We start from the raw sequence: 26,336 nt of genomic DNA, 5'->3' as shown, positions 1-26,336 counted from the left end.
AAAATAAGGAGAGGGGGAGTTACTTGTTTAAAGTCACTGTGGCGATACTAGATGCGGAGAACGCCGTTCGTAGGAAACGACGGCGGCGTCGTTGCCGCGGACTCCTTCGTGGTGGCCGAGAAGCCGCCGCACAACGAGACTTTCCAGTCGGTCTACCCGGCCTCGGTCTACCTCCAGGGGGTCGGCGGCTCGGTCGCGCCCGTGGTCCGTGGCTCCTCCGGCGAGACCGTCGACCCGCCCGAGGGCACCAAGTACGCCTTCCAGGAGGGCACTTTCGTCCCGCAGGGCGTGACCATCGACCCGGCCACGGGCGTCATCTCGGTGGGCACGGACTCCAAGCCCGGCGAGCGCGGCCTCGAGGTCGTGGTCACCTACCCGGACGGTACCGTCGATGAGGTCATCGCCGACGCGCGCCTCGAGGCGAACGACGCGGCGAAGTTCCAGCCCGAGTACCCGCCGGCGACGCTGGAGCGCGGCCAGGAGGTCACGCTGCGCCCGGAGTTCAAGGACGCCGCCGACGAGCCCGTCGCGGCTCCCGGTGAGGTGAAGTACCGCCACAAGGACGGTGCCGTTGAATTGCCGACGGGCGTGTCCCTCGCCGAAGACGGTTCCGTCACCGTGGGCGCAGATACCCCCGCGGGCACGTACCACGTGCTGATGACGGTGACCTACCCGGACAAGTCGAGCGAGGACATCGAGGCGACGTTCACTGTCACCGAGAAGAATAACGAGACCTTCGGCGTCAGCTACCCGGAGACCAGGACAGTGCACGGGCAGCTGGCCACGGCCAGCCCGGAGTTCACGGACGCCGGCGGCGAAGAGGCGACGCTGCCGGAGGGCACGAGGTTCGCGCCGATCAACGGCCTGGCCGCGCTGCCCAAGGGCATGACCCTCAACGCCGAGACGGGTGAGTTCACCGTGGCCCTGGAGACCGCCAAGGGCACCTACGAGGGCATCGTGGTGGTCACCTATCCGGACGGATCGCAGGAGCAGGTCCCCGTCAAGCTCGACGTCGGCGACAACCAGGCCGACAGGTTTGAGGCGTCCTATGCGAACCTGACGCTGTCGGCGGGTCAGGGCGGCACGATGCCGTTGAAGATGACGGACGCCGAGGGCAACCCGGTCGAGGTGCCTGAGGGCACGACCTTCGTCCCCCGCTTCGCTGTCTCCTCGCTGCCGGCGGGTGTGTCGATCAACGAGTTGACCGGCGAGTTCACGGTGGTCAAGGACATGCCGAAGGGCACCTACGCCGGCTGGGTGCGGGTGACCTACCCGGACACGACCGTCGCCGCGGGCGAGCAGGCCCGGTCGCGGGTGTCCTTCACCACGAAGGGCAGCGAGGGCAGCGAGGCCGCTGCCCCGATCCCGGAGGGCACGCGCTTCTCCCTGAAGGAGGTGGACGGGGAGGTCGACCCGAAGGGGACGGTGGCGCTGGAGAACACTGGCGGTAAGTTGCCGGTCGGTGCGACGGCGGACGCCGGCGACAAGGCCTCGGCGTCGGTGGACCCGGAGACCGGGAAACTGACGGTGGTCGCCAACGAGAACGCGAAGCCGGGTGATGAGATCACGGTGACCGTCAAGGACGCCGGGGGCAATGTCATCGACACCGTCACGCTCACCGTGTCCGAGGGTCAGGCCGGAAAGCTCGAGCCGGGTTACGGCGCGGTTGAGGTCGCGGCTGGCACCGGTAAGACGGTCTCCCTTAACTTCACCGACAATGAGAACAACGGGGTAGCCGCGCCGGATGGTACGTCGTTCGCCAAGGGCGGCGGTGAGGATGTCCCGGACTGGGTGACGGTCAATGGAGAGGACGGGTCTCTGTCGGTTAGGCCGGATGCGGGTGTCGCCCCGGGTGACTATGAGGTCCCGGTGGTGGTGACGTATCTGGATGGGTCGACGGACACGGTCAAGGTGAAGGTGACGGTTTCTCCGGGGATCGTGGTCGTCAAGGACAAGGTGACTGTTGTCGAGGGCCAGGAAGCTGATCCGTTCGAGACCGTGAAGAATGTTCCGCAGGGTGGTTCGGTCGAGGTTTCCGGTCTGCCGACTGGTCTGACGGTTGATGCTGCCACCGGCAAGATCTCGGGTACCCCGCAGAAGCTGGACTGGAAGGACGGCACGGAGGAGTCCCGTGATGTCACTGTCACTGTCACGGTGACGGTCAAGGACAAGGACGACTATGTTGTCGTCGGTCCGGAAGAGAGGACCGTGACTGTTCAGCGTGACACTGACAGGGACGGTGAGCCGGGTGTCGCCGATGAGGATGATGACGGTGACGGTGTCCCTGAAGAGGTGGAGAAGGAGAAGGGTTCTGATCCGAAGGACCCGGACAGCAAGCCTTCCGACGAGGCTGACACGACGGCGGTCGACAAGGACAACGTCAAGCCCGTCGATCCGAACGCGGATGAGCAGGACACCGGTATCACGGTCAAGAATCCGGGTGAGAACGTTGACGGTCCGATCACGGTGATCGTTGAGGATCCGGATCTGCCGGCCGATGAAAACGGCGAGCACGAGGTCGAGATCGAGGCCCCGGTCAACGATCACGAGAAGGACGTCGACAACAACGGGGATGGTCATCCGACCGATCCGACGGACCCGACGGATCCCACCGATCCGTCTGAGCCCGCGGACATCGGCCGCTGCGTCGCCGCCGGTCTCGGCATCGGGCTGCTGCTCGCCGGCCCGGCCATCGGCGGGATCATGATGGAGGCCTGCGCCCCGGACAAGGGCAGCTCCGACGGCTCCTCCGAGCTTGACGGTCTCACGCCGCTCGGCTCCTCCGGGACCGCCGAGGAGCCCGGCACCGCGGACGAGACCGACGGCGTTGAGTCCGAGGCCGCCGGGGACGCCGCGGAGGCCGAGGACCCCGCCTCCGAGGACTCGGAGGCCTAGACCCGGTGCCGGACTCCGGCGCCGCCCGCGCCGGCCCACCCACGCCGGGCCGCGGGACGTCGGCAATCGCGGGCTGCCGTGGACATGTCCCGGAACCGCACGGGGGCGGCACCCGGGGGCGGCCCGCCAGCACCGATGGCGGATTCCTCCAGGACGCCGAGTAGTCTCTTAGCCACCGCACAACGAATCGTGCGAGTATCCCAAGTCATTTCAACCACCCGAGAAAGCACTTCCCCGCCATGGATCTCAAGCGCATCTCACAGTCGTTGCTCTTCCGCGTGGTCCTAGCGATCATCCTCGCGGTCATCTGCAGCCAGTTCTTCCCTGAATGGCTGGCCCGCGTCTTCGCCACGTTCAACGGGCTGTTCGGCAACTTCCTCAGCTTCTTCGTCCCCGTCCTCATCTTCGCGCTGATCACCCCGGCCATCGCCGGCCTCGGCCGCGGCGCGGGTAAGTGGCTGGCGATCACCACAGGCATCGCCTACACATCGACCATCCTCTCGGGTTTCCTGGCCTACGCGCTGGCGCGCGGGGTCTACCCCGCCATGCTCGGCGGCCAGACCGTCGCCGAGAACGTCACCGACGTCTCCGAGGGTGACCTCGAGCCCTTCTTCAGCATCGAAATGCCGCCGCCCTTCGAGGTCATGACGGCCCTGCTGCTCGCCTTCTGCGTCGGCTTGGCCATGACCGTGGTCAAGTCCGACACGATCTACAAGGCCAGCCGTGACCTCGAGCGCGTGGTCATGAAGGTCATCTCGGCCTTCGTCGTGCCGCTGCTGCCGCTGTTCATCTTCGGCATGTTCCTCGGCCTCGGCATGAACGACAACCTGCTGGGCACCTTCGTCCTCTTCGGCCAGGTGCTGCTGCTGTCGATCGCCATGACCGTCGTCTATCTGATCTTCCAGTTCGTCGTCGCCGGCCTCGTAGCCGGGGTCAACCCCTTCAAGGCGCTGGTGACCATGCTGCCCGCCTATGCGACCGCGCTGGGCACCGCCTCGTCCGCCGCGACCATCCCGGTCACGCTGCGCTCCTCCCTGAAGAACAACGTCGACGCCAACGTCGCCGGCTTCACGGTGCCGCTCTGCGCGACGATCCACCTCGCCGGCTCGATGATGAAGATCATGCTCTTCGCCTTCGCCATCGTGTTCATGGCAGACATCGACGTCTCCGTCGGCCTGGCCATCGGCTTCGTGCTCATGCTCGGCATCACCATGATCGCCGCGCCCGGCGTGCCCGGCGGCGCGATCATGGCCGCCGTCGGCCTGCTCGGCTCGATGCTCGGCTTCGACGACAACCAGATCGCCCTGATGATCGCCGCCTACGTCGCGATCGACTCCTTCGGCACCGCCGCCAACGTCACCGGCGACGGCGCGATCGCCCTGATCGTCGACCGCTTCGCCCGCGGCAAGATCAAGGCCACCCGCCCCGAGGACTCCGTCGCCGCGGACCTCGAGATCGAGGGCGCCGAGAAGGCCTAGGGCCTGAGGTTCGAGCCTCAGGCTCGAGCCCCCGCGCACGGCAGCGCCCCCGGACCACCCGGTGCGGGGGCGTTTCACTTGCCGACGCCGCGTCGCTCGCCGTGGGCGCACGGGTGCGCCGTGGGCGCACGGGCGCGGCGGGGCCGCGCCGCGCGGCGTCGGAAAGCGCGCTACCGGCGGGCGCGCTCGTACTCGCGCGCGGCGGTGCGCCAGTCCAGGTCCACGTGCTCCGGGGTCAGCGCGTGGATCGAGTCGACGCCCATCAGCGCCAGGGCCCGCTCCATCTCGTTGCGGAAGATGCCCAGTGCGTGCGAGACGCCCTCGGCGCCGGCGGCCATCAGCCCGTAGAGGTAGGCGCGGCCGATGAGCACGGCGTCGGCGCCCAGCGCGCAGGCGGCGACCACGTCCGCGCCCGACATCACGCCGGTGTCCAGCAGGATCGTGGCGTCCTCGCCGAGCGCCTCGCGCGTCTGCGGCAGGGTGTACAGCGGCACCGGCGCGCGGTCGAGCTGACGGCCGCCGTGGTTGGACAGCACCACCCCGTCCATGCCCTCGGCCATGCAGCGCACGGCGTCCTCGGTGGTCTGGATGCCCTTGACCAGCAGCGGGCCGTCCCAGTTGCGGCGCAGCCAGGCCAGGTCCTCGAAGTTGAGCGTGCGGTCGAAGAGCTTGCCGATCTCCGAGAAGGACTTCAGTCCCCCGCCGACGTTGGCGAAGCCGAGCGGCTCGGTGCTCAGGAAGTTCAGCCACCACTCCGGGCGGTAGGAGGCGTCCAGGAAGGTCTTCCATGTCAGCTGCGGCGGGAAGGTCATGCCGTTGCGGGTGTCGCGGTGGCGTGCGCCGGTGACCGGGCAGTCGACGGTGACCATCAGCGCGGTGAACCCGGCCTCCTTCGCGCGGCGCATCAGGTCCTCGGAGAGCCCGCGGCCCTCGGCCTTGGTCAGGTAGAGCTGGAACCAGTGCGCGCCGTCCGGAGCGGCCTGCTGCACCTCCTCGATGGTGGCGGTGCCCATGGTCGACAAGGTGAAGGCGATCCCGGCCTTCGCCGCGGCGCGTGAGCCGCCGACCTCGCCCTCGGCGTGCATCATGCGGGTGAAGCCGGTCGGCGCGATGGCCAGCGGCATCGACAGCTCCGAGCCCATCACGGTGGTCGCCAGGGTGATGTCCTCGACGTCGCGCAGCACTCCCGGGCGGAAGGACAGCTCCTCGTAGGCGGTGCGCGAGCGGGCCAGCGAGAGCTCGCGCTCGGCGGCGCCGTCGACGTACTCGAACGGGCCCGTCGGGGTGCGCCGGCGCGCGATGCGGCGCAGGTCCCAGATGTCGGCGGCCTTCTTCAGCCGGTTCGCCCGCGGGTCGGTTCCCGGCACGGCGAGGTGCAGGTAGCCCTTGAGGGTGTCGATGTCCGGCAGCTGGCGGGTCAGCGGGGCGATGCGTCGGGGGAACTTCATTTTCTTCTCTCAGTGTCTTCGGGGGTGGGGTGTGTCGCTTGCCGACGCCGCGCCTGCCTCCCTCCGCCGCCCGCTTGCGGGTGGGCGTCGGTTGCGGAAGGGGGGCGGGTCCGGTATGCCCCGGGGTGGTGGGGCGATGGCGGTGGTTGGCGGGTGCCGGTGGTTGGCGGCGGTTGGCGGATGCCGGTGGTGACTGCCGGTGGCGTCGGAGGCGGTTGGCGGCGGCTGCCGGTGAGGCGCCGGGTGACGCCTGCGCGGGTGGGTGTGCCCGGTGCTGGCGGGTGCGCGTGCTGCCGTGCGGGTGGGTGTGCCCGGTGACGGCGGATGCCCGTGGTTGCCGGCCGGTCCGGTGGGTTGCCGGAGGTCAGCGCTCGTCGCGTACGCCGAACCACATCGCCGCCGAGGCACGGGTGGCCTCGGTCAGCTTGTTGCAGGGCACCGGTTTGTAGGGCACCGGTTCGCGGCCGGCCGCGTGGACCGCGGTCTCGAGGCGGTCGCGCACGAGCCAGACTTCGCGCGGATCAGGCCGGTTCGTGGCGAGAATGGCGGGGATGCTGTCCAGGCCCAGCCCGGTGTCGGCGGCAAGGTCCTGTTCGGTCCAGCCGGAGGCATCGAGGTTGGCGCGCAGCTCTGCGGCGGTGTTCTGCAGTTCCTCGTGGGTCAGCGACACAAAACAAATGCTACGCCATCGTAAGGCCCCGTCAAGAGACGGTAGCGCTCCGCTGGCAGTCCTGGTGGAAGCGTCGCTGCAGCCTCAGGCACCGTAGCAAGCGGGCTATGCCCTTGCTACCGATGGCCGTCTGACCTTTCCCCGAAATCTGGCAGGGCCTGGGGGTCGTTAGCCAACAACGGTAGCCATGAGGCTTCAGCTGGCTAGGCATGCGAGGAGCTTCATCCGCCCCCTGCAGGCCTAGAAGCATAGTGGTCACCCCGGAGTTTCCCGGCTCTTCGTGTCTCGTCGTGCGTAGCTAAGGTAGGCCCTAGCGATGGCTGGGGAGGCACTAAATGTAGGGGTCGTGGCCGGTACACGATGGGAGCCAGTACACATCCATTTCACAGAACCAAGTCCCGTCATGAAACCTAACGGTAAGCCTCGCCGCCAATCGCCATCTACCGCACAGTCGAACTCAGTCTGACCATCCAGGTGCTCCTGATGCCGCGGATCGAACCGTAGACAACGCCGCAGTCGTCGCACCAGACGATACCTGCCTGGGCCGCGGGGCTGTGGAGTTCTGCGTATCACGTATGGCGCCGGCTTGTCGACCTGCCGGTCGCAGCCTTTCCCACCCGGCTTAACGGGGTATCCCGCTACCGGTGCGCCAACGCCTCCTGCCCACGGAAGGATCTTCCAGTCCCGCCTTACGTGTGCTGCCCCGAAAGCCACCGTGACCAAACGGGTGACCCGATGAATCCTTCAACGTCTGGCCCGCGATCGGATGAGTGCCTCCTCCACCGCCACAGCCCCGGGCTGGGCTGGCAGCTTGTCAACCAGATCGCCTTGGACGCTGCCCGCCGGCTGGTCTACACCGACTCCGACCACCTCGACGGGGTACGCGTGCTGGGAGTAGACGAACACGTGTGGAAACACACTCACCGGCCAGGCGAGCCTGATGCGTTGGTCACCGTGGTGGTGGATCTGGCCCCACTGGACGAGGCAGGTCCAGCCCGCTTGATCGACATGCGACCGGGCAGGAGCACCCAGGTGCTTGAGGGCCGGTTGTCTGACCGTGACGAGGGGTTCCGAAAGAACCTTCAGACGGTGACCATGGACGGGTTTCCGGTTACGTCACCGCCGTCGACCGCGCGCTTCCCACCGCGGTCAAGGTCATGGACCACATGGAAGGGTCCATGACCTTAAGGGCTTTTCGCGTCTCGTAAGGCATAGGTAGGCCCTAGCGTGGCCGAAAGGCACTGCATGGCGGCTCCCAGTTCCGCTAGATAGACGGGAGCTTGGTAATTGTCATCTTGTAACGGCGAGGAACCCTACATGTAGTGCTGCCCCGGGGCACCGTTCAGGTTTTCCTACGCCCTACGAGACGCGAAGAGCCGCTTTACGGTCGAGTATCGTATTTTTCTTCGGCGGGTCGGCGATTCTGTGCCGCCATTCTCGGCGTTAGTTTCTGTCTTTCCTCCCCCGGTGCCGCGAGGCCCGCCGGCGCCTTGTCCGGCCGGGGTTTCAGCAGCAGGATGTGTACGCTCAAGGCCAGCTCGATCGCCGCGAGCAACCCGACCAGCCACCATTTGCCCACCACATTGGCCACGATCACCATCGAGACCCCCATGCCGAGCCATAGCGCGGCCAGGGTGCGCGCCTTGTGCCTCGGCGTCATCTGCCGGTGGTAGTAGTTCGTGATGTACTCACCGAAGACGGGGTGGCCCAGCAGGTAGTCCTCGAGCTGCGCGCGAAGCAGAACAGCGCCAGCAGCAGAAACGGCGTGGTCGGCAGCACGGGCAGCGGGATGCCGATCGCGCCCAGGGCCAGCGCGATACACCCGACGGCGATGTAGAGGTGTAGAGGTAGCGCACGCGGCCAAGCCTACGACACAACCGGGGAGGGCAGCCTCGGCTATCCCGCCGCCCGCCCACGCCGCGCCGTGCTGCGCGCCGGGGTGGGCGCGGCGTCGGCAAGCGGCGGCGCCATACGGCGACCATCAAGTGGGACGGTGCGGCCGCACAATGGGACGCTCCGGGTTCCTGCCGCTCACCGCGGCCTACTAGACTTAACCACCATGGAAACGCCGAGCAGCACTCCCGCCACGCCCGCGCACCGCTACACCGCGGGGCTGGCCAACAAGATCGAGAAGCACTGGCAGCAGTTCTGGGTGGACAACGGCACCTTCGACGCGCCGAACCCCGTCGGCGACCTCGCGCCGGCCGACGGCAAGCTCCCGGACGACAAGCTCTTCGTCCAGGACATGTTCCCCTACCCCTCCGGCGCGGGCCTGCACGTGGGCCACCCCCTCGGCTACATCGCCACCGACGTCTTCGCCCGCTACAACCGCATGCTGGGCAAGAACGTCCTGCACACCCTGGGCTACGACGCCTTCGGCCTACCCGCCGAGCAGTACGCCATCCAGACCGGCACCCACCCGCGCACCACCACGATGGCCAACATCGAGAACATGCGCCGCCAGCTCGGCGCCCTGGGCCTCGGCCACGACCAGCGCCGCAGTGTGGCCACCACCGACCCGGAGTTCTACCGCTGGACGCAGTGGATCTTCCTGAAGATCTACAACTCCTGGTTCGACGCGGAGCAGCAGAAGGCCCGCCCCGTCGACGAGCTGATCCCCCTGCTCGAGAGCGGCGAGATGCCGCTTCCGGAGGGCTTCAAGGGCTCCTACACCGAGCTCTCCCGCCTCGACCAGCAGCGCGTGGTCGACGAGTTCCGCCTGGTCTACCGCGCGAACTCCACGGTCAACTGGTGCCCGGGGCTGGGCACCGTGCTCGCCAACGAGGAGGTCACCGCCGAGGGCCGCTCCGAGCGCGGCAACTTCCCCGTCTTCCGCCGCCGCCTGAGCCAGTGGATGATGCGCATCACCGCCTACGCCGACCGCCTCATCGACGACCTCGACCTGCTCGACTGGCCCGAGAAGGTCAAGACGATGCAGCGCAACTGGATCGGCCGCTCCCACGGCGCCGACGTCACCTTCGACGTCGCCGGCAACGACGTCACCGTCTTCACCACCCGCCCCGACACCCTCTTCGGCGCGACCTACATGGTGCTCGCCCCCGAGCACGAGCTTGTCGACGCCCTGGTGGCCGACGCCGGCGCGTACGGGGACGTCGATGAGCGCTGGACCTACGGCTGCGCCAGCCCGGCCGAGGCCGTGGCGGCCTACCGCCGCGACATCGCCGCCAAGTCCGACCTGGAGCGCCAGGAGAACAAGGAGAAGACGGGCGTCTTCCTCGGCGTCTACGGCACCAACCCCGTCAGCGGGGCCAAGGTCCCGGTCTTCATCGCCGACTACGTGCTGACCGGCTACGGCACCGGCGCGATCATGGCCGTGCCGGCCCACGACGAGCGCGACTACGAGTTCGCCCACGTCTTCGGCCTGCCCGTGGTCGAGGTGCTCTCCGGCGGGGACGTCGACAAGGAGGCCTTCGTCGGTGACGGCCCGCACGTCAACTCCGCCAACGACTCCGGGCTGGACCTCAACGGCCTGGGCAAGGCCGACGCGATCGCCAAGGTGACCGCCTGGCTCGAGGAGCAGGGCAGCGGTGCCACGAAGGTGCAGTACAAGCTGCGCGACTGGCTGTTCGCCCGCCAGCGCTACTGGGGCGAGCCCTTCCCGGTCGTCTACGACTCCGAGGGCGTGGCCCACGCGCTGCCCGAGTCGATGCTGCCGGTCGAGCTGCCCGAGGTCGCTGACTACACCCCGCCGACCTTTGACCCCGACGACGCCGACAGCGAGCCGCACCCGCCGCTGGCCAAGGAGAAGGACTGGGTCACCGTCGAGCTGGACCTCGGCGACGGCCCGCAGACCTACCGCCGTGACACCAACGTCATGCCGCAGTGGGCCGGCTCCTCCTGGTACCAGCTGCGCTACATCGACCCGACGAACTCCGAGGCCTTCTGCGACCTGGAGAACGAGCGCTACTGGACCGGCCCGCGGCCTGAGGAGCACGGGCCTGAAGATCCGGGCGGCGTGGACCTCTACGTCGGCGGCGTGGAGCACGCGGTGCTGCACCTGCTCTACTCGCGCTTCTGGCACAAGGTGCTCTTCGACCTGGGCTACGTCAGCTCGAAGGAGCCCTACCGCCGCCTGTACAACCAGGGCTACATCCAGGCCTACGCCTACACCGACTCCCGCGGCGTCTACGTCCCGGCCGCCGAGGTCGAGGAGCGCGACGGCAGGTTCTACCGCGACGGCGAGGAGGTCAACCGCGAGTACGGCAAGATGGGCAAGTCGCTGAAGAACGCGGTGGCCCCCGACGACATCTGCCGCGACTACGGCGCCGACACCCTGCGCGTCTACGAGATGTCGATGGGCCCGCTGGACACCTCCCGGCCCTGGGCGACCAAGGACGTCGTCGGCGCGCACCGCTTCCTGCAGCGCACCTGGCGCCTGGTGGTCAACGAGGACACCGGGGCCGCCCAGCTCTCCGACGCGGAGCCGACCGAGGACGACCTCAAGGCGCTGCACCGCACCGTCGCCGGCGTGCGCGAGGACTACGAGCACCTGCGCGACAACACCGTGGTGGCCAAGCTCATCGAGTACGTCAACCACCTGACCAAGGCCTACCCGGATGACGTGCCGCGCGAGCTGGTCACCCCGCTGGTGCTCATGCTCGCCCCGCTGGCGCCGCACCTGGCCGAGGAGCTGTGGCGCCTGCTCGGCCACGACGAGACCGTCGCCTACGAGCTCTTCCCCGAGTTCGACGAGAAGTGGCTGGTCGACGACGAGGTCGAGCTGCCCGTCCAGATCAACGGCAAGGTGCGCGCGCGCATCACGGTGGCCGCCGACGCCTCCAAGGAGGACGCGGTGGCCGCCGCGAAGGCGGACGCCAAGATCGCCGGCCACCTCGAGGGCAAGACCGTGGTCAAGGAGATCGTGGTGCCCGGCCGCATGGTCAACCTCGTGGTGAAGTGAGACTGGGCGGTGAGCTCCAACCCCTGGGCCCTCTACGAGGAACTCGCCGCGGGCGTGCCGGCGGACCTGACCGTCAAGGACTACCAGGTCGCCGGCCGCTGGGCGTGGGTCGAGGCCTCCGACGGGCAGGTCGGCATGGCCGCGGTGTACCCGGGCGACGGGCGGCCGGTGTCCTTCAACTCGATGGACGGGCTGTTCGGGCTGCCGCTGCGCGAGGCCGCCGGGCTGGCCAAGTCCTGGAACTTCACCGAGGCCGGCATCGGTGTCGCCGCGATGAACGCCTGGTACAACCACCCCGACCGCGGCGGTGCGGTGGGCACCGACGTCGCCGAGCTCAACCCGGGCCGCGCCGCCCGGGTGCTCGGCCGCTCCCACGGGGACTCCTTCCGCGTCTTCCGCGACCGCGTCGCCGGGCGCAAGGTCGTCGTGGTCGGCCACTTCCCCGGCCTCGAGGAGATGCTCGCCCCGGTCTGTGACCTCGCGATCCTGGAGCGCCACCCCCAGCGTGGCGACTACCCGGACTCGGCCTGCGAGTTCCTGCTGCCCCGGGCGGACTGGGTCTTTATCACCGGATCGGCGCTGGTCAACAAGACGATGCCGCGGCTGCTGGAGCTCGCCGCGCCTGCGATGACCGCGGTGGTCGGCCCGAGCACCCCGATGACGGGGCTGCTCTACGACCACGGCGTGGACGTGCTCTCGGGGTTCCTGCCGACCGACCGCGCGCGGCTGACGGTCAGCCTGCGCGGCATCGGCGGCGGCCGGCGCTTCAGCTACGGCCGGCAGGTGAACCGGGCGAAGGAGTAGGGGTCGGGTCGGGGCCGGTCGGGGTGCTTTTGCGCCGCCCAGGGCCCTTTTCCGCCGCCGGTGTCAGAATGTGCGACGGCTCGGCTGCACACTGTGACGGTCCCGCGACCGTTATGCGAAAACCCGCAGGTCAGCGCGTCGCTGAAAATCGGGGCGTCAGATTGTGCGACCGCGGCGTCGCACAATCTGACACCCGTGCCGGGGCCGGCCGGTCCCGCTCCCCCGCCCGGACCCCTCAGACAACCCCCGCGGCGTCGGGGATGAAGAGGGAGGCCAGCACCAGCAGCACCACGACCACCACGGCGACGATCCCCCACCGGCGCTTCTCCAGCAGCGGCAGCTCGGAGTCGGGGCGGGCGAAGAGCTCCTGCTCGTCGGCGGTCAGCAGCGCCCAGTCCTCGGTGTAGGCGTTGCGCCGGCGGGCCCACTCGGCGACCTGCCGGGTGTCGCGCCGGTTGCACCACAGCCAGTAGGCCCCCGGCACCGCGAAGGCCAGGAAGTAGAAGATCGACGCAATCCAGCTGTTCACTGCCTCGGACTGCGGGTACTCGCTGGACACTCCCCCGCCGCCGACCAGCATGATCGCGCCCATGACCACCGCGCCCCACGCGGCGACGCGCTTCCAGCCGGCCGGCCGGTAGGCGCGCAGGCGGGCGGCGGCCTCCCCGGCGCTGACCGGGGCGGTCGAGTCGGCGCCGCCCTTCTCGAAGTGGCGGTCGTTGTACTCGACGTAGGCGGCCGCCGGGTCCTCGTCGCCCCGCGCCGCGCCGTGTGCATCCCTGGTGCTCATACCCGCAGGCTACCGGTCCCCCGCGACCCGATGGGCCCCGAGGCCGCGCCCCCGCGCACACTCGTTCGATCCGTCGAGTCGGCTCGCGATGACGTCCGGGCCCGCCACCGCGCCACCACTGCGCCCCGCGCCGGTCCCATGCCGCCACTCCCCCACCCTCTCCGCCACCGCCTTTAAGGTAAGGGCAGCCACAGCTACACTTGCACACATGGATATGAACCGAGAGATCCGCGCGCGGCGCCTCGTCGCCCAGCATCTCGCCGGTTCCGCCGCGCGGCCGTCGACGGCGGGCCCCGTCGAGGTGCTCCGAGAACTGCTCGCCCTGCGCGCCCGCCGCTTCTGGCCCGGCGTCAACGCGCTGGCCGAACGCGCCGGCTGCCGCCCCGAGGACGTCCTCGACGGGGTGCGCGCCGGGCACATCGTGCGCACCCGCACCGGCTGGGGCAGCCCCGTGCTCGTCGCCGCGGAGGACGCCCGCTGGCTCAGCGCCACGCTGACCTCTGCCGGCGCCCACCTGGCCGACCTCGCCCGCGCCCGCCTGCTCGACCTCGACGCCGCGGACATCGAGACCGCCCGCGGTGTGCTCCTCGCCGAGCTTCGCGAGCGCCCGTTCGCCGACCCTCTGCACTCCGCCGAGGCCTTCGCGCTGCTCGCGGAGCACGGCGTCGACCCCGACGGCGGCCGTGGCCCCCACCTGCTGACCATGCTCTCGCGCGAGCCCGAGGTCGTCTGCGGCGCCACCCGCCGGGAGGCCACCTACGCCCACGTCGACTCGCTGCCCGTCGCCCAGCGCGAGCTCGCCGGCGACGCCGCCCTCGCCGAGCTCGCCGCGCGCTTCCTGCGCTCGCACGGCCCCGCCGACGCCGCGGATCTGGCCTGGTGGGCGGGCCTGAGCCCCGCCGTGGCCGCCCACGCCGTCGACGCCGCCGAGGGCGTGGTGCCCTTCTCCCCCGCTCAGGACGAGACGACTGCCGACGCCGCGTGCGAGTTAACCCCCGGCGGTTCCGTCACGGTGACGGGCGCCGACGCCGCGTGCGAGGCCGCCCCCGGCTTCGAGGCCGGCGTGCGCCGGGGCCGGTGGATGGCCGACTGGCAGACCGAGGTCACCTCCGGCGAGATCAAGCGCGCGCTGCGGCGCACCGTGGTGCTGCCCGCCGTCGACGAGTACGTCCACGGCTACGCCGACACCTCCCTGGTCCTCGGCGAGGCCGGACGCCCCGAGGCCTTTTACGGCGAGCGCGGCGTGCCCGCCGCCCCCGCCAACGCCGGGCTGCCGGCCGAAATCTTCGGCCAGCTCACCGTCGCCCACGGTGAGGTCGTCTCCCCCGCCGCCTGACCGCGGGCCCGGCCGGGCCGCCCCGTCTCCCCCGCCGCTTAAGCGCGCACCACGACGCGCACCCCCTCGCGGCCTGCGCCCCGCCTGACGCGGGAAAACACCCCCGGAAATCCACCCACATCTCACATCTGAACTCGCGGTGAGTTGCGCCCGGGTCTGCGTCGGAAATTGGCCCGGACTAAGCTGGAAGTTGACTGTGAACTCAAACTCCTTCTCCGGAAAACCAGAGGTGATCCACGGTGGGTAAGCGGACGGCGGGCGTCCTCGGTGCGGCGGCGGCAGCGGTCGCCGCACTGGCGGTACGCGACTACCGCCAGCCCAAGCACTCCATCCTGCGCAACTACCCGGTGCTCGGGCACGCGCGCTACGCACTCGAGGCGATCCGCCCCGAGCTGCAGCAGTACTTCATCGAACGCAACTGGGACGGCCGGCCCTTCGACCGCAACACGCGCAGCCTGATCTACTCGCGGGCCAAGGGGCAGACCTCCACCAAGGCCTTCGGCACCGAAGAGGACGTCAGCTCCCCCGGTCATCGGACCTTCGTGCACTCCATGCGCCCTGTCGAGGTCCCCGAGACCCCGCCGCGGGTGCACATCGGCGGCGACAGGTGCACCCAGCCCTACGACATGGCGCTGCTCAACGTCTCGGCGATGAGCTTCGGCTCGCTGTCCGGACGCGCGATCCAGGCGCTCAACAAGGGCGCGGCGATGGGCGGGTTCGCCCACGACACCGGCGAGGGCGCGATCTCGCCGTACCACCGCACCTACGGCGGCGACCTCGTCTGGGAGCTGGGCACCGGCTACTTCGGTGCGTGCACCCCCGAGGGCGGCTTCGACGAGAAGGTCTTCGCCGAGAAGGCCCGGGACCCGCAGGTCAAGATGGTCTCGCTCAAGCTCTCCCAGGGCGCCAAGCCGGGCCTCGGCGGCGAGCTTCCGGGCTCCAAGGTCACTGAGGAGGTCGCCGAGATCCGCGGCATCCCCGTCGGCAAGACCTTCCTGAGCCCGGCCGGCCACACCGTCTTCGACACCCCCGAGGGCCTGCTCGAGTTCGTCGACCTGATGCGCAAGGCCTCCGGCGGCAAACCCGCCGGCTTCAAGCTCTGCGTCGGCTCCAAGCGGGAGTTCCTCGCGGTGTGCAAGGCGATGCTGTCCACCGACCTGCTGCCGGACTTCATCATCGTCGACGGCTCCGAGGGCGGCACCGGCGCCGCCCCGCAGGAGTTCGAGGACCACGTCGGTCTGCCGCTGACCCAGGGGCTGACCTTCGTGCACAACGCGCTGGTGGGCGTGGGGCTGCGCGACAAGATCGCGATCGGCGCCTCCGGCAAGGTCGCCGCCGCCAACGACGTGGTGCGCCGCCTGACCCAGGGCGCGGACTTCACGAACTCGGCGCGCGCGATGATGATGGCCGTCGGCTGCATCCAGGCGCAGCGTTGCCACGTGGGCACCTGCCCGGTCGGCGTGGCCACCCAGGACCCGCGCCGCGAGCGCGCCATCGACGTCGAGGACAAGGCCATGCGTGTCAAGCGCTACCAGCAGGCCACCGTCCACGAGGCGCTGCGGCTGATGGCCGCGATGGGCGCCGGCGAGCCCGCTGACCTGCGTCCCGACATGATCCGGCTGAACACCGCCGCCGGGGTCTCGCGCACCTACGGCGAGACCTTCGACTGGCTCGAGCCCGGTTGCCTGGTCGACGGTGAGGTGCCCGAGACGTGGCGCGCCGACTGGGAGGCCGCGGACCCGAAGAGCTTCTGAGCCCCGGTTCCGGGGGGCCTTGCGCGCCGCGACTGGCGGTATTGCGCGCCGGGCCCGGCCTGCGGAAACTGGCGCTAGGGTGCGACCCTTAATGGTTGTTCGCCATTTCCGCGGCCGCCCACGGAAGTGCGGCCGCGATGTCCGAGGCCACGATCGGACCCGGCCCGAACGGCGTCTGTGCCGCCAGCCACGCCGCCCGGGCGTGCAGAGCGGCCGCGGTGACCGCCGCGGCGTGCACCTGCCCGCCGCGCGCGAGCCACGCCCCGCACAGCCCCGAGAGCACGTCGCCCGAGCCCGGCGTGGCCGCCCACGAGTGGCCGGAGCCGACCACCGTGACGAGCTCCGCCGAGGCCACGACCGTCAGCCGCCCCTTGAGCAGCACCGTCGCGTTGAGCTCGCGGGCAAGGTCCCGCGCCGCCGTGATGCGGTCCGGCCCGGCCGCGCCGCCGATGCGGGCGAATTCCCCGGCGTGCGGCGTGAGCAGGCAGTTGCCGTGCTTGACGACGTCGCGCTTGAGCGCGTCGTCGCCTGCCAGCACCGTGAGCGCGTCGGCGTCGATGACCAGCGGCTCGGGGCGTGCGAGCAGTCCGGCCAGTTCCGCGCGGGCGGTCTCGTCGGTGCCGCGGCCCGGGCCGACGACCCAGGACTGCACCCGCCCGGCCGCGGCGACGGTGTCACTGGCGACGACCTCCGGGTGGGCGCGCACGACCTCCCCACGGCAGGAACCGGCGTAGCGCACCATCGCCGGGGTGGCCCGCAGCGCGCCCTCGGTGGCCAGCACCCCGGCGCCCGGGTACTTCGCGGAGCCGGCTGCGATGCCGGTGACCCCGCCGGTGTACTTGTCGTCGCCGGCTCCGGGTTCCACCGCGTCGAGGAGCCGGTGGGCGGCGACCGGGCGTGCCGGGTTCGACGCCGACCACCGGAATGTGGGACGGTCGACGGCACGGGTGAGGAACTCGTCGTCGGAAATCGGCTGCTCAGCCAGGGGCCCGGAGAGCATCCTGCCGCCGAGCCCGATGTCGGCGAGCAGCACCTCGCCGCAGGCCGAGGTGAGCGCGTGGACGCGGCGCAGGCCGCCGAAGGTGACGGTCACGGTCGCGGTGACGTGGCGCGGCGCGCCGGTCTCCAGGTCGGCCTCGAGGCGCTCGGCGGTGTCGGCGGCGATTCCTGAAGGCACGTCGACGGAGATGACCGGCACGCGGTTGGCCGCGAGACCGGCGACCACGGCCGCGGCGTCGGGGCGCAGGCCGGGCCGCCCGCCGATGCCGGTGATGCCGTCGACGGCGAGGTCGACGTCGAGGACGGGGGAGTGGGCGGTGTCGTCGCCGGGGTGCTCGAGGACCTCGCCGCCGGCGTCGCGCAGGGCCTGCAGGGCGCGCTCGTGCGGGTGGGAGCCGAGAAGGACGGCCGCGACCCGGTGGCCGTCGAGCCGGAGGCGGGCGCCGGCGTAGAGGGCGTCGCCGCCGTTGCCGCCGGAGCCGACGAGCAGGACGACGCGGCCGGCGCGCTCGCCGACGAGGCCGGTGAGCATGTCGTGGGCCGTGGCGGCGACGGCCGCGGCGGCCTCCCGCATGAGCTCGTCCGGCTCGGTCTGGGCGTCAAGCAGGGGACGTTCGGCGGTGCGGACCTGTTCGACGGTGTAGAGCTGCTCCATAATCCCGACCTTACGGGGGTTGGGCGCGCCGCGGCGGGGTGGAGAACGCTGGCCCGCGGGGGTCGGGGCGGCCTGTCGGCGGGGGTCGGGGAGGCCTGTCCGCGGCGCCCGATCCGGCGGGGGAGCGGCACCGCCCCGGCAGGGGGAGTGGCACCGCCCCGGAACCCCGGCGAAAAAGAGAGATTAGGCAATCCTACCCCCGGGTGGGGGCGAAAGAAAACGCTGTGACCTGGGGTGATCGAAAATCGACGTGAGAATTCGGCTTAGCCCTAGTCAATCGAAAGAGGTAAGGATAACCTGTTCTTAGATCAGTGCAACGGGGACTGCCGGAGAGGTCCTCGGGAACCTGATCGAACGGGAAACCACAGTGAGTGCGTCCACCTTGGGTCGTGCAGTGCAAAAAACCCCGGTCCGAAATCCCACGCGGGTGACGGTCCGGGGTTTTTCTGTCGTGCGGTGCGCGGGGTGGTTTCTAGGGGTCGCCGCGACGGCGGGAGGCACCGGAAGCGCCGGAGGTGCCGGGAGGTGCTCAGGAGGGCTGGCAGGTGTCAGATAGTGCGACGGATCGGTCGCACACTCTGACGGTCCCACGACCGTTATGCGAAAACACGCAAGTCACAGCCTCGCCGAAAATCGGGGGGCAGAATGCGCGACGCCGCGGTCGCACACTCTGACATCGGCCCCGGAGACCGCCCCAACACCCGCCCCGGCGACTAGCCAGCCACCCTCCCCAGCCCAGACGAGCGCACCAGCTCGGCATCCGACCGCCACCCCGCGACGCCGCTAAGCTGTGCCCCATGTCCAGACCCGCTCACCGCCCGCTGCCGCTCGGGCCCGTGATCGCATGCCTGCTGCCGTACGCGGCGGTCGTCCTTTCGCTGACCACGCTCAAGGCGTTCTTCGCGATCGGCTACCTGTGGAACCCGGAGAAGCAGCGCGTCCGTGAGCTGCGGCTGATCCCCTTCGAGGACTTCTTCACCGCGAAGACCTGGTTCTCCCCGATCTTCGACGCCGTGGGCAACCTCGCCTTCTTCGTGCCCGTCGGCTGGCTGGTCGCCATCGCGGTCGAGCGTATCGCCTACAACGCAGCGGCCCGCGGCGGCCGGCTCGCCACGCTCAACCCCCTGCGTGTCGCGGTGTGGACGGGATTCGCGTTCTCGCTGTGCATCGAGGTCTCGCAGTTCATCTTCGGCCTCGGGCGCACGGACGTCGACGACCTGATCTTCAACACCCTCGGCGCGGTGCTCGGCGTGTGGCTCGCCGGCCTCGGCGGGCGACGGTGGCGCTGGCTGCTCGTGCTGGTCACGGCGGCGGCCGTGGTCGCCTTCGTGGTGCTGGTGCTGCTCGGCCAGCGCCTCGGCGACCCGGACAAGGTCGTCGAGACCGCCTCCGCCCGCCAATTGACGACGCCCGCGCCACCCGCCCCCGGCGCGAACTGACAGGCCCGGCGTGGGCGGCGCGCCGGGGGCGCGCCGGTCTTCAGCGCCGGTCGGGCTGGCAGGACGGGCACCAGAAGAGGTTGCGGCCGTCCATCACCCTCTGCTCGACCGGGGTGCCGCAGACCAGGCAGGGCTGGCCGGCGCGGCGGTAGACGTAGACCTCGCCGCCGTGGTCGTCCTTGCGCGGGGCGCGGTGCATGGCCTCGGGGGTGTGCTCGGGGCGCACCGTGTCGATGCGGCCGCGGTCCACTCCGACGGCCATGAGCTCGACCAGGTCCGCCCAGATCGCCTTGAGTACGGGGGCGGGCACGTCACGGCCCGGGGTGAAGGGGGAGACGCCGAGGCGGAAGAGGGTCTCGGCGCGGTAGATGTTGCCCACCCCGGCGAAGAGCTTCTGGTCCATCAGGAGTGCCCCGATGGCACGCCGGGAGCGGGCCACCTTGGCGAAAGTCGCAGAGGGGTCGGCGTCGGCGCGCAGGGGGTCGGCGCCCTGCTTGGCGATCTCGGCCTCCTTCTCCGGGACGCTGAGCAGGCGGCACCACTGCGGGCCGTGCAGGTCGGCGGCCACCGTCTCGTCCGCGTCGCCGATGCGCAGCCGGACCTGGCCGACCGGCTCGGCGAAGGGGGAGAGGTTGAACTTGCCGATCAGCCCCAGGTGGATGTGCACGACGGAGCGGGGGAGCCGGGTGCCGGAGCCGACGGGCGCGGCGGCGTCGGCGGGCGCGCCGTCCGCAGTCGACGCGGCGGGGGAGAAGTCGATGAAGAGGTGCTTGCCCCACGCCTCGGCGGAGCGCAGCACCGTGCCATCGAGCTGCGCGGCCTCGGCGGCGAAGCGGCCCTGCGGCGAGGAGACCTCCACCTCGCGGCCGCCGAACGCCTCGGTCAACTGACTCGCGAGGCGGTGGATGACGTGTCCCTCCGGCATCACGGCTCCTTTCGTTCTCGCATGACTGTCTGCGCCCGCGCGGGCACGCGACCGTGCCCGGGGCGCCCATGCGAGCGCGCGACCGCTCCCGGGTCGCCCGCCCGCTGGCCGGCGGCCCAGGGCCACCCCGCAACGGGGGTGGCTGAAGGGACGTCGTTAAGTACGGGAAAACGGACATTTCTGAAAGTGCCCGACCGGACATCTCGCAATGTCTATCAATGTAGTCATATCACCACGAAAACCCAATAAACGCAGGTTAGGCACCCCTTTAACTTCTTACGTAAGCCTTTGAGGCGTAGCCCGAAACCAAACTCGCGTTATACTGAGGGCATGTCGAATTTCACTGTTCCCGGAATCAACGAAAACGACGCCAAGAAGCTCATTGATGGGCTGCAGGAGCGTCTGACCGACTTCAACGACCTTCACCTGATCCTGAAGCACGTGCACTGGAACGTCACCGGCCCGTCCTTCATCGGTGTCCACGAGATGATCGACCCGCAGGTCGAGGAGGTCCGTGGTTACGCCGACGAGGTCGCCGAGCGCATCGCCGCCCTGGGTGGCGAGCCGATCGGCACCCCGGCCGGCCACGCCGAGGGCCGCACCCCGCTGCAGTACGACCTGAACAAGGCCGACACCCAGTCGCACATCCGCAAGCTCGCCGAGCTGTACACCACCGTCATCGAGCGCCTGCGCGAGTCCCTGGCCGAGGCCGGCGACATCGACCCGATCACCGAGGATATCTACATCTCCGAGGCCGCCGGCCTGGAGAAGTTCCAGTGGTTCCTGCGCGCCCACATCGAGGACGAGAACGGCAACATCTAAGTCCGTTTCCCCTCTGACAGCCCGCCCGCCGTGGCAGTGACGGCGTGAGGCGGCCTGAGCCTGAAGCGCCAGACCCCGGGCGACCCTGAAGAAGGGTCACCCGGGGTCTTTTGCGCGCTTTCACGCGCCCCACGCGCGCTTTAACGCGCCCCACCTCCGTAATTACCGCCGCGGTCCCCGCGCTGGACTAGAATAAAGGTCCCATGGACCTGGGATTTGACCGTCAGAAGTACATCCGCCTGCAGTCAGAACACATCATCGCCCGCCGTGGGGACATCGGGGGAAAGCTCTACCTGGAGATGGGCGGCAAGCTCTTCGACGACTTCCACGCCTCGCGCGTGCTGCCCGGTTTCGACCCGGACACGAAGATCGCCATGCTCGAGCAGCTGCGCGACGAACTCGAGATCCTGCCCTGCATCGGCGCCAAGGACCTCCAGCGCAAGAAGGTCCGCGCGGACCTCGGCATCAGCTACGACGAGGACCTGTTGCGCCTCATCGACGCCTTCCGCGAGCGCGGCTTCCTCGTCGAAAACGTCGTGATCACCCAGTTCGAGGAGACCAACGCCGAGGCCGTCGAGTTCGCCGAGCGCCTGACCAACCTGGGCCTGAAGGTCCACCGCCACTTCGTCATCGAGGGCTACCCCTCGAACGTCGACCGCATCGTCTCCCCGGAGGGATTCGGCCGCAACGAGTTCGTCGAGACCTCCCGCGACCTCGTCGTCGTCACCGCCCCGGGCCCCGGCTCCGGCAAGCTGGCGACCTGCCTGTCGCAGGTCTACCAGGAGAACCAGCGCGGCGTGAAGGCCGGCTACGCCAAGTTCGAGACCTTCCCGATCTGGAACCTGCCGCTGGAGCACCCGGTCAACCTCGCCTACGAGGCCGCCACCATCGACCTCGACGACGTCAACGTCATCGACCACTTCCACCTGTCGGCCCACGGCGAGTCCACCGTGAACTACAACCGCGACGTCGAGGCCTTCCCGCTGCTCAAGTCCATGCTCGAGCGCGTGACCGGCACCGTGCCCTACCAGTCGCCGACGGACATGGGCGTCAACATGGCCGGCTACTGCATCAGCGACGACGCCGCCTGCCGTGCCGCCTCCGTCCAGGAGATCATCCGCCGCTACTACAAGGCGCTCGTCGACGAGGCCCGCTCCGGCACCGAGGACACCACGCTTTCCGACCGCGCCGCCGTGATCATGGCCAAGGCCGGCTGCTCGACCTCGGACCGCGCGGTGGTCGCCCCGGCACTCGCGATCGAGGAGAAGACCGGCCAGCCGGGCGCGGCGATGCAGTTGCACGACGGCACCATCGTCACCGGCAAGACCACCCAGCTGCTCGGCCCGTCGGCCGGCATGCTCATCAACGCGCTCAAGCACCTCGCCGGCATCGACCGCGAGCTGCACCTGCTCTCCCCGGAGGCCATCGAGCCGATCCAGACGCTCAAGACCGAGCACCTCGGCTCGCGCAACCCGCGCCTGCACACCGACGAGGTGCTCATCGCCCTGTCGGTCTCCGCCGCCGCCTCCGAGGAGGCCCGCCGCGCGCTCGCCGAGCTGCAGAACCTCGCCGGCTGCGACGTGCACACCACCACCATCCTCGGCTCCGTCGACTCCGGCATCTTCCGCAGCCTGAACATGCAGGTCACCAGCGAGCCGAAGTACTGGAAGAAGCAGCTCTACCGCAAGAGCTAGGCGCCCGCGCCCTCGATTGACGACGCCGCGCCCATCCCCGTGGGCGGTACCGCGCAGCCACGGCGCGGGAACCGCGCGCCGGGGGCGCGCGACGTCGTCAATTGTCCCCTTATGGGTGACGCGCACTACCATTAGCGGCGTTTCGGGGCGCGCGCCCCGGCCCCGACCACAAAGGACAACCATGCTGCGAACCGTCCTCGGCGCGAAGATCCACCGCGCCACCGTCACCCAGGCCGACCTGCACTACGTCGGCTCGATCACCATCGACCCCGAGCTCTGCGACGCCGCGGGGCTCATCGAGGGTGAGAAGGTCGCCGTCGTCGACATCGAGAACGGCAACCGCCTCGAGACCTACGTCATCCCCGACGCCCCCGAGGCCGCCGGCGACGGGCGCATCTGCATCAACGGCGCGGCCGCGCACCTGGTCAAGCCCGGTGACCTCGTGATCGTCATGAGCTACGTGCAGGGCACCGAGGAGGAGGTGCGTGCCTGGGAGCCGAAGATCGTGCACGTCGACGCGGACAACCGCATCGTGGCCGTCGGCAACGACCCCGCCAAGGCCGTGCCCGGGGCGAGCGACCAGGTCTCGACCCGGTAGCCGGTTCCGCGGGCCCTGCCTCGAGGGCGCCCGCGCAGGTAGTCTCGGAGGCATGAGTATCGTCAAGATCAACGCACTGACCGTTCCCGAGGGCGCCGGAGAGACGCTCGAGCAGCGTTTCAGCCACCGCCTGCACGCCGTCGACGACCAGCCCGGTTTCGAGGGCTTCCAGCTGCTGCGCCCGACCGCCGGTGAGGACCGCTACTTCGTGGTCACCTGGTGGGCCGACGAGAAGTCCTACGACGACTGGGTCCACGGCCAGGACTTCGCCCACAGCCACGGCGACGTCGCCGACGCGAACAAGACCGGCCACGGCACCCACGACGTCCACGCTTCCGGCGGCGAGTCCCACGGCGCCTCCGAGTCCTCGGAGTCCGGTGACACCGCCCGCCGCCCCGCGGCCGTGAAGTCCGAGGTCCTCGAGTTCGACGTGGTCCTCGACTCCACCAAGTAGGCGCTCCCCGCAGCTGTGCCGGCCGGCGCCCGATCGCGGCGCCGCGCCGGGACCGCCCGGCGCAGACCTCAGCCCCCGTCCGGGATGCTCTCCCGCACGGGGGCTGCGTTGTGCCCGACGGCTCTGGGTCGGGGCCGGCGCTGCAGACTCTAGGCCGGCGCCGGGGGGGCTTGCGGGCTCTAGGCCGGGTGAGTGCCCAGGATCGCGACCTGGCCGACCGTGGTCATCCACAGCATCGCGTGCGGCACCAGGAACCAGAACGCGCCCATCCAGCTGCCCCAGCGGATGTAGCGCTGCAGCTTGCGCACCATGATGATGCCGCAGCCGATCATCCCACCGATCGGCACCACGCACGAGCCCAGCGACCAGATCAGCTCCCAGCGCCGGGAGCACAGCCACGTGTTGAGCCCGGCCTCGCAGTACTCGCCGCCGCTGAGCCGGGAGGTCATGGCCAGCACGAAGGACACCAGTAAGGACAGGATGACGGTGCCGGCGAACCACAGCCACGCCTGGCGGGTGGAGCGGCGGTTGGCCTGCGCCTGCAGGTACGGGTCCGGCTCGTCGGCGAGCTCGTCGAAGCTGTGCGCCTCAGGGCGCGGTTTGTTGTAGCGGTCCGCGTCCGCGATCAGGTCATTCTCCGGGTGCTCACGCTCGCGTTCCCGCCCGCGGCGCCAGGAGAAATCTTCCTCACTCATACCCCCGGATTCTACCCACACCCCGGGCATGTCAAGGCCACCCGGTACCCGGAACTCCCCGCGTACGGCACAGAGGGCGTCCACCCGGCAAGGCCGCGTAAAGCAAGGGCGGATTTCGACCCGGCAAAGCGTGCCCTTGCTATACGGGGCCTTGCTGGGTCGGCGGGGAGGATCGGGAACGGCCGGCGCCGGGCAGCGGGATCGCGGAGTGCGCGCCGCCCCGCCGGCTCGGCCGGCGGTTACGACCGCCGCATCGGGAAGATGACCACCGGCACGCCGACGTGCGGCAAAAACGCCGAGGTCGCCGAGCCCACGAAGACCCGCTCGAAGGGGCCCAGCGGGTTCGACGCCAGGCACAGCAGGTCGCCCTTCTTCCACTTCAGCGCGTCGACGGCGCCGCCCCAGCCGTTGCCGGTGGCCACGGAGCTCTCCAGCTCCAGGTCCGGCATCGCCGCGGCGATGCGGTCGCGCACCCGGTCGAGCATCGCCAGCGAGTGCTCCCGCCAGTCCGCGGAGAGCTCGCGGGAGAGATCCAGGCTGTCCTCGAGCGGGGTGTCGGAGATCCCGGTGGGGGAGAAGGCGAGCACGCGCAGCGGCACGCCCCACGCCCGGGCCCGGCCGGCTGAGCGCAGCAGCGCGGGGTCCTCCGGGTCGAACTCGCCCTCGAGGAAGGCGAAGTTGACCCGGCGCACGCCCTTCTTGGACAGCTTGACCTTGCGGGGGGACAGGCACACCGGCCGCGGCGAGGAGTGCAGCAGGGCGTCGGCGGTGGAGCTGACGAAGAACCGGCCCTTCGGCGCGGTCGCGTCGGAGTCCAGCGCGATGACGTCGGCGTCGAAGTCCTCGGCCGCGGCGGTGATCAGCGCGTGCTCGGAGGGGCCGTCGGCGAAGACGGCGACCTTGTCGTCCCACATCTCCTCGGGGATGCCGGACTCGGAAAGGGCCTGCTCGACGCGGCGGCGGGCGGCTTTGGCCTCCCGGGAGAACCACTTGCCGTACTTGCCGCCCATCTTCTTCAGAGAGGTCGCCGGCCAGGGGCGCACGAACGTGGTCACCGCCCGCACGGTCACGGGCGCGGTGCGGCCCAGCCAGGCCGCGAACTCGACGGCGTCGCGCGGCTGCGAGTCCGGTCGCAGTGCGATGAGGACGCGGGTGGACCGGTCGTCCGGCTCAGTCAACTGGGTGGGTCGGATCTCCGACCCGGAAGCGTCTGCCATACGTGAGGTGTTTGATGTGTCGGGAAAGTGGAGGTCGCCGCGGCGGGGCACTCACCCCGGCACCGGCGCGCGGAAGGTCGCGGGTACGACTCCGCCTGGCCTCAGATTACGCGGGCGCGCACCGCCCCCGTGCCAGAGGCGTCCACTTTTTCGCCCCGCAGGGCCCGGCCGCACCATCCGGCCGCAGCCCCCGCGCTCAGCCCCTAGTGGTTGCCGGAGTCCCCGACGCGGTTGCCGTAGGCCTCGGCCAGCCGGTTGATCACGTCGGCGGCCTGGTCGGCGACCTCGAGGTCCTTCTCGTCGAGGCTGCGCAGGAGGTCGGCGAAGTAGGCGTTGCGCTCCTCGCCGACGCGCTTGAGCTCCTCGGCGCCGTGGTCGGTCAGACGCACGCGCACGCCGCGGCGGTCGGTGGTGTCGCGCAGGCGCTCGACCATGCCGCGCTGCTCGAGCTGGTGCAGCGCGTTCGAGGCGGTGGGCATGCGGATGCCCTCCTCGCGGGCGATCTGGCTGATGCGCGAGGGGCCGTTCTCCGAGAGCCGCGACAGGATGGACAGCTGCGGCCCGGTCAGGTCCGACTGCTCCGCGACCCGGAAGTACATCACGTACAGCTTGGTCAGCGCCGGACGCATTCGCCGGGCGATAATCTCGGGGGTCAAAGCGTTCATGCCCTACCTTCGACGTCGACGGGTGCCGCGCCGCGCGGGGACCGGGGGCGGCGGCGATCACCTGAATACTACATTTC

General features: G+C 70.0%; 19 protein-coding genes and 2 pseudogenes. 12 read left to right on the top strand and 9 right to left on the bottom strand.

The features are described from left to right. Positions 1 to 51 precede the first annotated feature (51 nt). On the top strand, positions 52 to 2,895 hold the full coding sequence (locus QQA02_RS06825; RefSeq protein WP_284775858.1) for a Rib/alpha-like domain-containing protein: 2,844 nt from the start codon (positions 52 to 54) through the stop codon (positions 2,893 to 2,895). A 239-nt stretch (positions 2,896 to 3,134) separates the two neighbouring features. Then, positions 3,135 to 4,373 (top strand): dicarboxylate/amino acid:cation symporter, encoded by a 1,239-nt coding sequence (locus QQA02_RS06820; protein WP_284775860.1) that lies wholly within the window; start codon positions 3,135 to 3,137, stop codon positions 4,371 to 4,373. Positions 4,374 to 4,543: 170 nt separating this feature from the next. Here the strand turns inward: QQA02_RS06820 and QQA02_RS06815 are convergent, their stop codons facing one another. Then, positions 4,544 to 5,821 carry an alpha-hydroxy acid oxidase gene (locus QQA02_RS06815; RefSeq protein ID WP_284775862.1) on the bottom strand — a complete coding sequence of 426 codons (1,278 nt, stop codon included), beginning with the start codon at positions 5,819 to 5,821 and terminating at the stop codon, positions 4,544 to 4,546. A 364-nt stretch (positions 5,822 to 6,185) separates the two neighbouring features. Beyond that, positions 6,186 to 6,491 carry a DUF2316 family protein gene (locus tag QQA02_RS06810; RefSeq protein WP_284775864.1) on the bottom strand — a complete coding sequence of 102 codons (306 nt, stop codon included), beginning with the start codon at positions 6,489 to 6,491 and terminating at the stop codon, positions 6,186 to 6,188. A gap of 432 nt (positions 6,492 to 6,923) precedes the next feature. Here QQA02_RS06810 and QQA02_RS11720 point away from each other — a divergent pair. Further along, a pseudogene (locus tag QQA02_RS11720) lies at positions 6,924 to 7,654 on the top strand (transposase); the annotation flags it as partial. A gap of 218 nt (positions 7,655 to 7,872) precedes the next feature. Here QQA02_RS11720 and QQA02_RS06800 read toward each other — a convergent pair. Continuing rightward, a pseudogene (locus tag QQA02_RS06800) lies at positions 7,873 to 8,276 on the bottom strand (YbaN family protein). 274 nt (positions 8,277 to 8,550) lie between these two features. On the opposite strand from QQA02_RS06800, the gene leuS reads away from it, so the two are divergent. Continuing rightward, positions 8,551 to 11,412, top strand: a complete 2,862-nt coding sequence (gene leuS, locus QQA02_RS06795; protein ID WP_284775868.1) for a leucine--tRNA ligase — start codon at positions 8,551 to 8,553, stop codon at positions 11,410 to 11,412. A gap of 9 nt (positions 11,413 to 11,421) precedes the next feature. Then, positions 11,422 to 12,216 carry a DUF364 domain-containing protein gene (locus QQA02_RS06790; RefSeq protein ID WP_284775870.1) on the top strand — a complete coding sequence of 265 codons (795 nt, stop codon included), beginning with the start codon at positions 11,422 to 11,424 and terminating at the stop codon, positions 12,214 to 12,216. 235 nt (positions 12,217 to 12,451) lie between these two features. On the opposite strand, the gene QQA02_RS06785 is transcribed toward QQA02_RS06790, so the two are convergent. Next, a complete protein-coding gene (locus QQA02_RS06785; RefSeq protein WP_284775873.1) occupies positions 12,452 to 13,006 on the bottom strand; it encodes a hypothetical protein in 555 nt (184 codons plus the stop codon). Positions 13,007 to 13,214: 208 nt separating this feature from the next. On the opposite strand from QQA02_RS06785, the gene QQA02_RS06780 reads away from it, so the two are divergent. Together QQA02_RS06780 and QQA02_RS06775 are read left to right on the top strand one after the other, a co-directional pair. Then, complete coding sequence (locus QQA02_RS06780; RefSeq protein ID WP_284775874.1) at positions 13,215 to 14,342, top strand: DNA glycosylase AlkZ-like family protein; 1,128 nt, start codon at positions 13,215 to 13,217, stop codon at positions 14,340 to 14,342. A 239-nt stretch (positions 14,343 to 14,581) separates the two neighbouring features. Then, entirely contained in the window at positions 14,582 to 16,096 is a 1,515-nt protein-coding gene (locus QQA02_RS06775) for an FMN-binding glutamate synthase family protein (RefSeq protein WP_284775876.1), read from the top strand. Between the two features lie 88 nt (positions 16,097 to 16,184). Here QQA02_RS06775 and QQA02_RS06770 read toward each other — a convergent pair whose 3' ends face one another. Next, positions 16,185 to 17,750, bottom strand: coding sequence for an NAD(P)H-hydrate dehydratase (locus tag QQA02_RS06770; protein ID WP_284863793.1), 1,566 nt, complete (start codon positions 17,748 to 17,750; stop codon positions 16,185 to 16,187). A 797-nt stretch (positions 17,751 to 18,547) separates the two neighbouring features. Here QQA02_RS06770 and QQA02_RS06765 point away from each other — a divergent pair. Next, entirely contained in the window at positions 18,548 to 19,189 is a 642-nt protein-coding gene (locus QQA02_RS06765) for a VanZ family protein (protein ID WP_284776123.1), read from the top strand. 40 nt (positions 19,190 to 19,229) lie between these two features. Here the strand turns inward: QQA02_RS06765 and QQA02_RS06760 are convergent, their stop codons facing one another. After that, positions 19,230 to 20,114 (bottom strand): Fpg/Nei family DNA glycosylase, encoded by an 885-nt coding sequence (locus tag QQA02_RS06760; protein WP_284776125.1) that lies wholly within the window; start codon positions 20,112 to 20,114, stop codon positions 19,230 to 19,232. 330 nt (positions 20,115 to 20,444) lie between these two features. Here QQA02_RS06760 and dps point away from each other — a divergent pair, with 330 nt between their 5' ends. From dps to QQA02_RS06740, 4 genes are all read left to right on the top strand, one after another. Further along, the gene (gene dps / locus QQA02_RS06755; protein ID WP_075664716.1) at positions 20,445 to 20,936 is read left to right on the top strand and encodes a DNA starvation/stationary phase protection protein Dps; all 492 of its coding nucleotides are present in this window, start codon (positions 20,445 to 20,447) and stop codon (positions 20,934 to 20,936) included. Positions 20,937 to 21,139: 203 nt separating this feature from the next. After that, complete coding sequence (locus tag QQA02_RS06750) at positions 21,140 to 22,630, top strand: DUF1846 domain-containing protein (RefSeq protein ID WP_284776127.1); 1,491 nt, start codon at positions 21,140 to 21,142, stop codon at positions 22,628 to 22,630. Between the two features lie 181 nt (positions 22,631 to 22,811). Further along, on the top strand, positions 22,812 to 23,228 hold the full coding sequence (panD, locus tag QQA02_RS06745) for an aspartate 1-decarboxylase (RefSeq protein WP_284776129.1): 417 nt from the start codon (positions 22,812 to 22,814) through the stop codon (positions 23,226 to 23,228). Positions 23,229 to 23,280: 52 nt separating this feature from the next. Then, positions 23,281 to 23,682 carry an antibiotic biosynthesis monooxygenase family protein gene (locus QQA02_RS06740; protein ID WP_284776131.1) on the top strand — a complete coding sequence of 134 codons (402 nt, stop codon included), beginning with the start codon at positions 23,281 to 23,283 and terminating at the stop codon, positions 23,680 to 23,682. A gap of 179 nt (positions 23,683 to 23,861) precedes the next feature. Here QQA02_RS06740 and QQA02_RS06735 read toward each other — a convergent pair whose 3' ends face one another. The 3 genes from QQA02_RS06735 to QQA02_RS06725 all read right to left on the bottom strand — a co-directional run bounded on the left by QQA02_RS06735 (position 23,862) and on the right by QQA02_RS06725 (position 26,259). Continuing rightward, entirely contained in the window at positions 23,862 to 24,377 is a 516-nt protein-coding gene (locus QQA02_RS06735) for a hypothetical protein (RefSeq protein WP_284776133.1), read from the bottom strand. 239 nt (positions 24,378 to 24,616) lie between these two features. Further along, on the bottom strand, positions 24,617 to 25,594 hold the full coding sequence (locus tag QQA02_RS06730; protein WP_284776135.1) for a universal stress protein: 978 nt from the start codon (positions 25,592 to 25,594) through the stop codon (positions 24,617 to 24,619). Between the two features lie 203 nt (positions 25,595 to 25,797). Then, positions 25,798 to 26,259: a MarR family winged helix-turn-helix transcriptional regulator gene (locus QQA02_RS06725; protein WP_284776137.1), complete on the bottom strand. Its 462-nt coding sequence runs from the start codon at positions 26,257 to 26,259 to the stop codon at positions 25,798 to 25,800. Positions 26,260 to 26,336 lie beyond the last annotated feature (77 nt).

The sequence above is a fragment of the Corynebacterium sp. MSK006 genome (assembly GCF_030232385.1).
Classification (GTDB): Bacteria; Actinomycetota; Actinomycetes; order Mycobacteriales; family Mycobacteriaceae; genus Corynebacterium; species Corynebacterium frankenforstense_A.
This window is presented reverse-complemented; position numbering and strand designations above follow the sequence as displayed.

Bases quoted from the DNA above. Each gene is read 5' to 3' on its own strand.
- QQA02_RS06735 (WP_284776133.1), bottom strand. From the start codon at position 24,377: ATGAGTGAGGAAGATTTCTCCTGGCGCCGCGGGCGGGAACGCGAGCGT.
- leuS (WP_284775868.1), top strand. From the start codon at position 8,551: ATGGAAACGCCGAGCAGCACTCCCGCCACGCCCGCGCACCGCTACACC.
- panD (WP_284776129.1), top strand. From the start codon at position 22,812: ATGCTGCGAACCGTCCTCGGCGCGAAGATCCACCGCGCCACCGTCACC.
- QQA02_RS06740 (WP_284776131.1), top strand. From the start codon at position 23,281: ATGAGTATCGTCAAGATCAACGCACTGACCGTTCCCGAGGGCGCCGGA.
- QQA02_RS06760 (WP_284776125.1), bottom strand. From the start codon at position 20,114: ATGCCGGAGGGACACGTCATCCACCGCCTCGCGAGTCAGTTGACCGAG.
- QQA02_RS06820 (WP_284775860.1), top strand. From the start codon at position 3,135: ATGGATCTCAAGCGCATCTCACAGTCGTTGCTCTTCCGCGTGGTCCTA.
- QQA02_RS06730 (WP_284776135.1), bottom strand. From the start codon at position 25,594: ATGGCAGACGCTTCCGGGTCGGAGATCCGACCCACCCAGTTGACTGAG.
- QQA02_RS06725 (WP_284776137.1), bottom strand. From the start codon at position 26,259: ATGAACGCTTTGACCCCCGAGATTATCGCCCGGCGAATGCGTCCGGCG.
- QQA02_RS06770 (WP_284863793.1), bottom strand. From the start codon at position 17,750: ATGGAGCAGCTCTACACCGTCGAACAGGTCCGCACCGCCGAACGTCCC.
- QQA02_RS06780 (WP_284775874.1), top strand. From the start codon at position 13,215: ATGGATATGAACCGAGAGATCCGCGCGCGGCGCCTCGTCGCCCAGCAT.
- dps (WP_075664716.1), top strand. From the start codon at position 20,445: ATGTCGAATTTCACTGTTCCCGGAATCAACGAAAACGACGCCAAGAAG.
- QQA02_RS06765 (WP_284776123.1), top strand. From the start codon at position 18,548: ATGTCCAGACCCGCTCACCGCCCGCTGCCGCTCGGGCCCGTGATCGCA.
- QQA02_RS06785 (WP_284775873.1), bottom strand. From the start codon at position 13,006: ATGAGCACCAGGGATGCACACGGCGCGGCGCGGGGCGACGAGGACCCG.
- QQA02_RS06815 (WP_284775862.1), bottom strand. From the start codon at position 5,821: ATGAAGTTCCCCCGACGCATCGCCCCGCTGACCCGCCAGCTGCCGGAC.
- QQA02_RS06825 (WP_284775858.1), top strand. From the start codon at position 52: ATGCGGAGAACGCCGTTCGTAGGAAACGACGGCGGCGTCGTTGCCGCG.
- QQA02_RS06750 (WP_284776127.1), top strand. From the start codon at position 21,140: ATGGACCTGGGATTTGACCGTCAGAAGTACATCCGCCTGCAGTCAGAA.